The following is a 9,738-nucleotide window of genomic DNA, read 5'->3' as shown; positions in this document are numbered from 1 at the left end:
CTGCTGACCGGCGGGCCGACTCCCTGATCGGAGCGCCGACCCGCCGGTCGTCCGGACTCCAGGTCCCGGTAGGAGGCGCTTTCCGAGCCGACGGTCCACTGCCGGTGCTCCTTGGGCGCCGCACTCGCGGGTGTGCCACGAGGACAGCCGTCCCGGGCGTTCGGTGCCGGCGCTGCGGGACAGCCGGAACCGGTCGCCCCGGCTGACCGCGCCCTCGGAGGTCACCAGCAGGTTCGGCGACACCGACCGGTCCAGTGCGATCGAGGAGAACCGCATGGGCCGGGTGCGCTTGATCGTCCCCGCCTGGAGCACGAACAACTCGGTGGTGGCGTTGGGTGCGTTCCTGTCGGTCTTGTAGATCTTCCGCCAGTCAGTCCACGCGGGTGGCGAACTCCCCGGTCGCGCCGCAGGGAAATGTGCTCGTAGCCCTCGTACGCGAAGTTGGGCGACAGGGATACCCGCGCCTCCTCCTTGCCGTCCGCCGCAAGGAGGTAAGCGGTGACGGCGAGCGCCTGCCGGTCGTCGTAGAAGTTGGTCGGCGAGGCATCGGACGTGCCGGTATCGCGGCTTTGCCGGCACCGCTTCTCGGCGTCGGCTGGAAGGCGCACCCCGGCGGCGACCTCGCCTGTGCCGTCGCACGGCTGGACCGCGTACCTCGTAACGATGTCTCGGAAGGGCACGTGGCGGGCCTTAAGCCGGGTCTCGAACGTGGCGACCTCCTGGGCGAGGCTCGCCAGGTCGACAGTGAGGTCGATGCCGCCGATCCGCTGCGGCGGGGACGGCGGTGCGGCGGAGGCGGTTCCGGTGCCCACCAACCCGACGACCAGCGCGGCGACGAGTCCGTACAGGGCTGCACTTTCCCATGACTTCCCCCTTCTCTCGGCAACACCGTGACAGCGGTGTCCGGGAGAAATTTTGGATCAGGGCACCGGGTGATCCCAGATCTGCCCTGGCCACCCTGGCACGTACTTGCACGACCGCGGTCACGGCAGTCTGCTGCGTTTCAGGTGTCGCCATCAGGGGATGAGCTTCCCCCGATAACCCGTGGTGGTTGTTACCTGGACGCGGTTGGTGCCCGAACCGGGTGGCCGCGTGCCACGCCGACGCCCAGCCACCGGACGCCGGCCCACCACTGCGGTTGCCCCGAGGTCCGGTCCGGTAACACCGGCGACACCGGACCGATACGACCGGTAACCACTTCAGAGTGAGGAGCCCACATGGGTGCGGTCAGCGGCAAGATCTCGTTCCGGGCGAGCGACGACGCGAAAGGCGAGTTACTCCCGTTCGGCGAATGGCTGTTCAAGACGATCCTGCGGGAAGCCGGGGGCGACGAGTGGGGTGACTGGGTCATCCACAAGGAGAAGAACACCAACCGCCACATCTACCTGTGGTTGGAATCCCTGCAGGCCCCCGGCAAGGACGCGGACCACTTCAGGGACAAGGAACACCTGCACCTCATCGACAACGAGACCGACGTCGACATCAGCACCAAGCACCCCAAGGCTTTGAACATCCTGCCCACCGGCAAGTACGAGAAGCGCACGGCCGCGGACAAGGAACCGCAGCACCTCACCGGGACCAAGGCGCTCAACCGGGGCGAGAGCCTCCCGATCACCGTGTGCACCAGGAACGAGCCGCCGGACGAGGTGGTCGACTGGCAGCGACAGGTGATCGCCGACCTCAGGTCCGCGACCTTGGAGTGGCTGCGCGCGGCGGGGGCCGAGAAGGAGCAGATCTCCCAGTTCCTCGCCTGACCACCCGGCGGATCGACGCACCTGTCGCGGGACGCGACCGATCGCGACATCGCCCTGCGCACCACCGGTGCCGGCCCCGCCGAAGTGACCCGCGGGTGGGGACGGCAACGGCGGTTCTGCTACGCTCGCCCCGATGATCGCCTACTTGAGCAGATCGGAGGTTCCGTTCGCCCAAGGTGAGTGCTGATGCGCCCCTTGACCGCGGACGAGGACTCCCGCCTCCTTTTCTGGTCGCACGTGCGCCAGTTCGCCGTGCCACCCTCGATGATCGAGACCGCCACCACCCGCCGGGTGGTGGGCGACTGGGCCGGCGCCTGTGCCGCCGCGCGCGTCGACGTGGACCTGGACCTGCGAACCGCGCGTCACGTCCACGGCCGGCGGTTCGCGGAACAGGTCCGCGCCGATCTGCGCCACCTCGCCCCCGACCTGCTCCGCTGGCACTTCCCGCGGATCGGGCCGGACGGCCTGTTGCGGCCGGGTCTCACCGTCTCCCTGGCCCGCTACCCACCGACGGCCGACAGCGGTGGCGCGGTGCACCTCGTGGCGCGCACGCCGCCGGCTTGGGCGGATGCCGGCCAGCGGATCAGCCTCGCGCTCTGGGACCCGTCCCGACCCGGGGCCGGTCCGCACCCCCATCCCCGGCCCGACCGGCGGTTCCGCCTCGACCTGCACCGCCACCTGTGGGACGTGCGCAGGGCCGGTGAGCTGGGGGAGCGGTCCGGGACCACGGGCCGTGGTCCTGCGGTGGAGGGGATGCCCGCCGACGTGGTGGGCGGCTTCGCCGTGGACCGGTGGGTGCCGGAGGCGGCGTTGTTGCTGCGCGCGGACGGATGCGCGGACGACGTCGTCACCGTGCGGCTCGACGCCCGGCGCCGGTTGGTGCTGCACCCGTCCGCGCCGAGGATCACGGCGGCTCCCCGGCGAGGACGTGGCCGCGCGCTGCCGGTCCTGCCGGACGCCGCGACCCGCGTGCTGCCCGACCTGGAGCTGCTCCGCGCGGGACTGGTCGACGCCGACCGGCTGCACCCGATCGTCGCGTCGGCGCTCCTGCCGGACCACCGGCCGGTCGGCGCGGCGAGCGGCGCGGACGGCTCGGGACACGCGCGCCTCGTCGAGTGCCGTGGCGCGACGCACCGGATCGACGTGGTGGACGGGGTGCTCGTCCCGCTCGACCACGACCCCGACGAGATCCGCCGCGAGGAGCTGCTGGTCGCGTTGGGCGGTACCGCGCTGCCGTGCCTGCGGGTGATCGACGAGGCGCACCGGCACCCGGAGTCCCTCGTGGACGTCCGCGCCCGCCTGGACCACGGCGACACCGCCGGCGCCCTCGCCGTCGTCGAGCACCTGCTCGGGCCGGACGCGCTGCTCCGCGGCGGCGCGCTGCGCGACGAGCTGGAGGCGGCGATGCGGCGGCGGGTGGCCCACGGGCTGTTCAGGGCCGGGCTCGCCGGGCTCGGACCGCGCCCGGCGGCCCGGGGCACCCGCCGCATCGGCCGGGCCCACCCGCGCCACACGATGTTCCGCTGACCTCCGAACCCCTCCCGCACACCCGGCCGACGCACGGCCCCCACTCGACCCCGAGGTGAACGACCATGCCCACTGCCGTGAACCCCGCTCCCGGAACGGCTCCCGCCCGACCGATGGACACCGCCGCCGACCTGCTCGCCCTGCTCCGCGACACCACCACCGAACCGCGCGCCGACACCCAACTGGAAGCCTTGACGCTGGCCGTGTCCGCCGACCTGCCGGTGCTGCTGTGGGGCGAGCCGGGCATCGGCAAGACCGCCGCCCTGAACCAGCTCGCCGACGCCCTCGAACTGCCGCTGACCACGGTGATCGCCAGCGTGCACGAGCCCTCCGACTTCTCCGGCCTGCCGGTGGTCGGTGACGACCCCGCCGTGCAGGGCGTGCCGATGGCCCCGCCCGACTGGGCCGTGCGCCTGGTCCGGGCGGGCCACGGGCTGCTGTTCCTCGACGAGCTGTCCACCGCGCCGCCCGCCGTCCAGGCGGCGCTGCTGCGCGTCGTGCTCGAACGCCGGGTCGGCGCGCTGCGCCTGCCGCCCGGCGTCCGGATCGTGGCCGCCGCCAACCCGCGTTCCTCCGCGGCCGACGGCTGGGAGCTGAGCCCGCCGCTGGCCAACCGCTTCGTCCACCTCCAGTGGACCCACGACCACGAGGTGGTGGTGCGCGGGCTGGGCGGGACGTGGCCGAGGGCGACGCTGCCTCGGCTGGACCCGGGCCGGCTGTCCGAAGCCGTGGCGTTCGCCCGTCGGGCGGTGTGCCACCTCCTGGCCGCCCGCCCCGGGCTCGTGCACCAACTGCCGAAGGGCGAAGCGGGCCGCGGCGGTGCCTGGCCCTCGCCGCGCAGTTGGGAGATGGCACTGCGCCTGATCGCCTTCGCCACCGCGGCGGACGCCTCCCGGGAGGTGCTGTCGATGCTGGTGCGGGGCGCCGTGGGGGACGGGCCGGGCCTGGAGCTGCTGGCCTGCCTGGACCGGATGGACCTGCCCGACCCCGAGTCGCTGCTCGCGGACCCGGCGGCGGCCGTCCTGCCCGAGCGCGGCGACCTGCGCCAGGCGGTGCTCGACGGCGTGGTGGAGGCGGTGCGCGGGAGACCGGAGCGTTCCCGTTGGGACGCGGCGTGGTCACTGCTGGTGCTGGCGCTGGAAACCGGGGCGCCGGACCTGGTCGTCGTGCCGGCGTCCACGCTCGCCGCGCTGCGCCGCGACGACTGGCAGGTGCCGGCGGCGATCGAGCGGCTGGCGGGTGTCGTGTCGCTGTCGCGGCGGGCGGACCGGGCGGCGGTCGAGGCGGGAGCCCGCGGGTGACGCCGGTGAGCATGGACGAGGAGAAGCTCTTCGCCGCCCGGTTGCACGCGGTCCGGTGCCGGCCGTACCTGGCGACGGCGTTGTTCGCGCTGCACGTGGTGGAGTCGAGGCGGGTGCCCACGATGGCCGTGGACCGGCACTGGCGCTGCTACGTCTCGCCGGCGTTCGTGGACCGCACCCCCGTGGAGGAGCTGGCCGGGGTCTGGGTGCACGAGGTCTCCCACCTGCTGCGCGACCACCACGGGCGCGGCGATCGATTCGCGGCGGAGCACGGCCTGACCGGACCGGGTGAGCGGCTGCGGATGAACATCGCCGCCGACTGCGAGATCAACGACGACGTGTTCGGCGACGGGTTGCCCCGGCCCGCCGACGCCGTCCAGCCGGCCCTGCTCAGGCTGCCCGAGGGGGAGCTGATGGAGGAATACCTGCGGCGGTTCCGGCTCGGGCCGCACACCGACGGGTTCGCCTGGCTGGACTGCGGCAGCGGCGCCGACGGGCTGGAGCGGGAGTGGGACCTGGGGCCGGACGGCGCGCACGGGCTCAGCGAGCAGGAACGGGACGCCGTCCGGTTCCGGGTGGCGCAGGGCCTCAACGCCCGACCGGGGAACGCCCCGAAGGGCTGGCAGCGGTGGGCGCAGGAGGCGTTCCACCCGCCGCAGCCGTGGCGTGAACTCCTGGGGACGGCGGTCCGCTCGGCGGTGACCGGCCCCGGTGTGGGCGAGGACTACACCTACGGCCGGCCCTCGCGCAGGTCGGCCGGCCTGCCCGGCGTCGTCCTGCCGAGCCTGCGGCGCCGGCCGCCTCACGTCTGCGTGATCGTCGACACCTCCGGGTCGGTGAGCGACGCCGAGCTGGGCAGCGCGATCGTCGAGGTCGCCGCGATCACCCGCGCCGTGGGCGGTCGACGCGACCTCGTCTCGGTGCTGTCCTGCGACGCCGCCGCCCACCTCACCCGCGCGGTGTGCCACGCCGAGGGGATCCCGCTGGTGGGCGGTGGCGGCACGGACCTGCGCACCGGCTTCGCCAAGGCCCTGCGCGCCAGCCCGCGCCCCGACGTCGTCGTCGCCCTGACCGACGGGTGGACGCCCTGGCCCGACGCGCGACCGGCCTGCCAGACGGTCGTGGGCCTGTTCCCCCGGCAGCGCCGGGTGGACGAGGAGGATCCCGACTACGTGCCGGACACGCCACCCGCGTGGGCACGCGTGGTCACCATCGGCTGACCTCCTCGACGACAGGCGTGGCGGATCCGGGGAGCAACCCCCTTGCGCCGGCGCCGGCCGAGCGGCACCACACCACGCGGCGGATCTCCTGGACGCGTGCCACCACTGATCTCCCCGGTTCAGGGGGTGGGGTTCCGGAACTCCGCGGCCGGGCGCCGAGCCGCAGCGATCGGGCATCGCCGGCGACGCGGCGGCGGTCACCCGGGTGGCTGCCTACGGGGCTTTGGCGAACTCCCGCACGATGCGCTCGCAGAAAGCCGGCAGGTCGTCGGGCGACCGGCTCGTGGTGATGTTGCCGTCGGTGACGACCGGCTCGTCGACCACCTCGGCCCCGGCGTTGCGCAGGTCGGTGCGCACGCTCGGCCACGACGTCAGCCGGCGTCCCCGCGCGACGTCGGCCTCGACGAAGTTCCACGGGCCGTGGCAGATCGAGGCGACCGGCTTGCCCGATTGGACGAAGTCCCGGACGAACCGCACCGCGGCGGGTTCCATCCGCAGCTTGTCCGGGTTCACCGTCCCGCCCGGCAGGAGCAGCGCCTCGTAGTCGTCGACCGACACCTCGCCGACCAGCCGGTCCACCGTGAAGGTGCCGGCGTCTTCGAGGTCGTGGTCGCGCGCCTGGATCTCCCCGCCGGCGATGGAGACCACGACGGTGCGGGCTCCGGCGTCGTCCAGCGCCCGCCGCGGCTGTTCCAGCTCGACCCGCTCCACCCCGTCGGCGGCGAGGATGGCGATCCGGCGTCCGCTCAGCTCCCCGGCCACGTCAGGCACCGGCCCCTGCCGTCGCCGGGTGCAGGACGACCTTCGTCCAGCCGTCGTCCCGCTTGTCGAAGTGCTCGTACGCCTCCGGTGCGCGGTCGAGGGGCAACTCGTGGCTGACGATGAAGGACGGTTCGGCCTTGCCCGCGGCGATCAGGTCGCGCAGCTGCCGGTTGTACTTCTTGACCGGGGCCTGGCCGCTGCCGATGTGCTGGCCCTTGAACCAGAACATGCCGTAGTCGAAGGCGAGTTTGCCCTGCTTGGCCAGCTCGTCGCCGGCCCCGGGGTCCTGGGGCACGAAGACGCCGACGTTGCCGATCTTCCCGGTGAAGCGCACCGAGGCGACCAGCCGGTTCATCGTCAGGTTGGCCTGCTCCCGGCCGTCGGGCTCGTGCGCCTGGTAGCCGACGCACTCGCAGCCGTTGTCCGCGCCCAGCCCCATCGTCTCCTCCAGGACGGCCTGCACCGGGTCGACCTCCGAATCGTCGATGGCGATCGCGCCGATCGACTCGGCCAGTCGCAGCCGGTCGGCGTGCCGGTCGACGACCATCACCTTGCTCGCCCCCCGGATGGTCGCCGAGAGGGCCGCCATCAGCCCGACCGGGCCCGCGCCGTAGATGACCGTCTGGTCGCCGGGCTGCACGCCGGCCATCTCGGTGGCGTGGTAGCCGGTGGGGAAGATGTCGGCGAGCATCACGTAGTCGGTCTGGCGCTCCTCGGCGTCCTCGCCCAGCCGCAGGCAGTTGAAGTCGCCCCAGGGCACGCGCAACAGCTCGGCCTGCCCTCCGGCCCACGGGCCCATGTCGGCGAAGCCGTAGGCGGCGCCGGCCATCTTCGGCTCGGGCTGGGCGGTCAGGCAGTAGTTCGTCAGCTGGCGCTCGCAGTTCTTGCAGTGCCCGCACGAGATGTTGAACGGCAGGACGACCCAGTCGCCCACCCGGACCTTGTCGACCCCGGCGCCGACCTCGACCACCTGCCCCAGGTTCTCGTGCCCGAACCAGCGGCCGGTCTCGAAGTCGGTCCGCCCCTCGTACATGTGCAGGTCCGAACCGCAGATGTTCGCCGACGTGATCCGCACCAGCACGTCGGTCGGCCGCTCGATCCGCGCGTCCGGCACGTCCTTGACACTGACCTGCCTCGGCCCGTCGTACACCACTGCCTTCACGGCTACCTCCTCGTCACGGGTCCGCCTCCGTCCGGGCGGCCCCTTCAGGGCCGAATACCCTGGGAAAACCGCCCAAACCAGCGGTCCACCGCGGCTGCCGGTCCCGCCTCGGCACCTCCTCCTGCCTTCCTCGCCCTCCATCCGGGCTCGCCGGTCGGGGTGCGGGCAGCCTCCGCACCCGGTCGCGCACCGTCGAACGCCCCGGTGCACCACGGCCCGGGGCGCGACCGATGTGGGCTGGGCTACCCCTCGGCGATCCCACCAACCCACCGACCGGTCACTGCGCGGAAGTGCCCCCGTCGTGCACCACCGCACCGCAGTTGGAGCCCGATCGGGTGAAGGCGGACCTCAGGACGAACCTCAGCGAGGTCCCCCCGTTCCCGGCGGGCGTCAGGGTGAAGTGCACCTGGTCGTCGGGTCGGCTCGGCCACAGCGACGACCACACCACCCGGTCGGGCTCCTCCGCGGCCAGGACCTCGGGCTCGACCTCGTCGGGCAGCAGGACGAGCCACGGCCGGGCTCCCGGTCGGCGGGGTTCCACGAGCGCCCCCCGGACGACCGGTGGGGGAGCCGGCAGCACGCGCGCCCGTGAACCGACCTCGATCACCCCGGCAGGGTGGGCCGATCCGCCCGGAGGCGTGCCACTAGCCTGGCGGGATGGGGTGGGACCTGGGCGAGTTGCTCGCGAAGCACGAGGTGCCGGGCGCGCAGGTCGCCGTGCTGGCAGCCGGGGAGATCCGGGACGAGGCCGCGGGCGTGCTGAGCCTGCGCACGCGGGTCGAGGCCACGACCGACTCGGTGTTCAAGATCGGCTCGATCACCAAGGTCTGGACGGCCACGCTGGTCCGGCAACTGGTCGACGACGGCGTGCTGGACCTCGACCGCCCCGTCCGCGACTACCTGCCCGGCTTCCGGCTGGGCGACCCGGTCGCCACCGAGACCCTGACCACCCGCCACCTGCTCACCCACACCGGCGGGATCGACGGCAACCACTTCACCGACACCGGTCGCAACGAGGACGCCATCGAGAGGTTCGTGGCCGCCCTCGCCGAGGAGGAGCAGCTCCTCCCGCCCGGCACCGTCCTGTCCTACTCCAACAGCGGGTACGTGGTGCTCGGCAGGCTGGTGGAGGTGTTGCGGGACAAGCCCTTCCACGACGTGCTCCGCGAACGCCTGGTGGCGCCGCTGGGCCTGCGCACCGTCGCCACCGACGCCCACGAGGCGATCCTGCACCGGGCCGCCGTCGGCCACGTCCACACCGGCGCGGAGGTCGTCCCGGTGAAGGAGTGGGCGGTGTCCTACTACTCCGCGCCCAGCGGCTCGCACCTCGCGATCAGCGCGCGCGAGCTGCTGGAGTTCGTCCGCCTGCACCTCGCCGACGACTCGCTGGCGGCGCTGCGCGAACCCCAGGTCGAGCCCGTCCCGGACTTCGGCGGCGGCGTCACCGGCTGGGGACTGGGCTGGATGCTGCACCGGGACGGCGTCGTCGGCCACACCGGCGTCTCCAAGGGGCAGAAGGCGTTCCTGCGCGTCGCGCCCTCGGCGGGGGTGGCGGTGGCCGTGCTGACCAACAGCGCGGGCGGCGAGCCGCTGGCCCACGAGATCGTGAGCGCCGCGCTCGAGGACCTCGCCGGCGTCGAGACGGCGCCCCTGCCCGTGCCGCCGCCGAACCCGACCGGGATCGACGAGGACCGCATGTGCGGCACCTACCGCTCCACCCTGTACGACATCACCCTCGCCGGCGAGCACGACCGCGCGTTCCTCACCTACCGCGCCCGCAACGACATCGCCGAGTCCTTCCTCGGCGGGCCCGAGGACCGCGTCGAGGTCGTCCGCCTCGGCGACGACTCGATCATCACCGCCGAACCGCGGTCCGGCGGCCACCAGGTCCTGTCCCTGGTCGGCTCCGACGACCACGGCCGCGCCCGCTTCCTGCACAACGGCGCCGCCGCCTACCGGATCACCTGACCGCCGAAGTTCAGCTGTCGGTCCCGGGGTGGGTGGAGTAGACC

Annotated in this window: 9 protein-coding genes; 6 read left to right on the top strand and 3 right to left on the bottom strand. The window is 73.2% G+C overall.

All coding sequences use genetic code 11. The annotated features are described in order from the left end of the window. The first annotated feature begins 163 nt into the window (after positions 1–163). The 5 genes from ACFV4N_RS33650 (at position 164) to ACFV4N_RS33630 (ending at position 5,802) form a co-directional block, all read left to right on the top strand. Entirely contained in the window at positions 164–358 is a 195-nt protein-coding gene (locus ACFV4N_RS33650) for a hypothetical protein (protein ID WP_499676693.1), read from the top strand. Between the two features lie 859 nt (positions 359–1,217). Next, positions 1,218–1,754, top strand: a complete 537-nt coding sequence (locus ACFV4N_RS33645; RefSeq protein ID WP_499676692.1) for a hypothetical protein — start codon at positions 1,218–1,220, stop codon at positions 1,752–1,754. 186 nt (positions 1,755–1,940) lie between these two features. Then, positions 1,941–3,281, top strand: coding sequence for a hypothetical protein (locus ACFV4N_RS33640; protein WP_499676691.1), 1,341 nt, complete (start codon positions 1,941–1,943; stop codon positions 3,279–3,281). 65 nt (positions 3,282–3,346) lie between these two features. Next, the gene (locus ACFV4N_RS33635) at positions 3,347–4,582 is read left to right on the top strand and encodes an AAA family ATPase (RefSeq protein WP_499676690.1); all 1,236 of its coding nucleotides are present in this window, start codon (positions 3,347–3,349) and stop codon (positions 4,580–4,582) included. Continuing rightward, positions 4,579–5,802, top strand: coding sequence for a vWA domain-containing protein (locus ACFV4N_RS33630; protein ID WP_499676689.1), 1,224 nt, complete (start codon positions 4,579–4,581; stop codon positions 5,800–5,802). Before ACFV4N_RS33635 ends, ACFV4N_RS33630 begins: the two co-directional genes overlap by 4 nt. A gap of 213 nt (positions 5,803–6,015) precedes the next feature. Here ACFV4N_RS33630 and ACFV4N_RS33625 read toward each other — a convergent pair whose 3' ends face one another. From ACFV4N_RS33625 to ACFV4N_RS33615, 3 genes are all read right to left on the bottom strand, one after another. Continuing rightward, the gene (locus ACFV4N_RS33625; RefSeq protein WP_499676694.1) at positions 6,016–6,564 is read right to left on the bottom strand and encodes a type 1 glutamine amidotransferase domain-containing protein; all 549 of its coding nucleotides are present in this window, start codon (positions 6,562–6,564) and stop codon (positions 6,016–6,018) included. A 1-nt stretch (position 6,565) separates the two neighbouring features. After that, positions 6,566–7,726: a glutathione-independent formaldehyde dehydrogenase gene (locus ACFV4N_RS33620; RefSeq protein WP_499676688.1), complete on the bottom strand. Its 1,161-nt coding sequence runs from the start codon at positions 7,724–7,726 to the stop codon at positions 6,566–6,568. Between the two features lie 277 nt (positions 7,727–8,003). Continuing rightward, on the bottom strand, positions 8,004–8,333 hold the full coding sequence (locus tag ACFV4N_RS33615; protein WP_499676687.1) for a hypothetical protein: 330 nt from the start codon (positions 8,331–8,333) through the stop codon (positions 8,004–8,006). Between the two features lie 50 nt (positions 8,334–8,383). Here ACFV4N_RS33615 and ACFV4N_RS33610 point away from each other — a divergent pair, with 50 nt between their 5' ends. Next, positions 8,384–9,694, top strand: coding sequence for a serine hydrolase domain-containing protein (locus tag ACFV4N_RS33610; protein WP_499676686.1), 1,311 nt, complete (start codon positions 8,384–8,386; stop codon positions 9,692–9,694). Positions 9,695–9,738 lie beyond the last annotated feature (44 nt).

It is taken from the genome of Actinosynnema sp. NPDC059797 (assembly GCF_042732085.1).
Taxonomy (GTDB): Bacteria; Actinomycetota; Actinomycetes; order Mycobacteriales; family Pseudonocardiaceae; genus Actinosynnema.
This window is presented reverse-complemented; position numbering and strand designations above follow the sequence as displayed.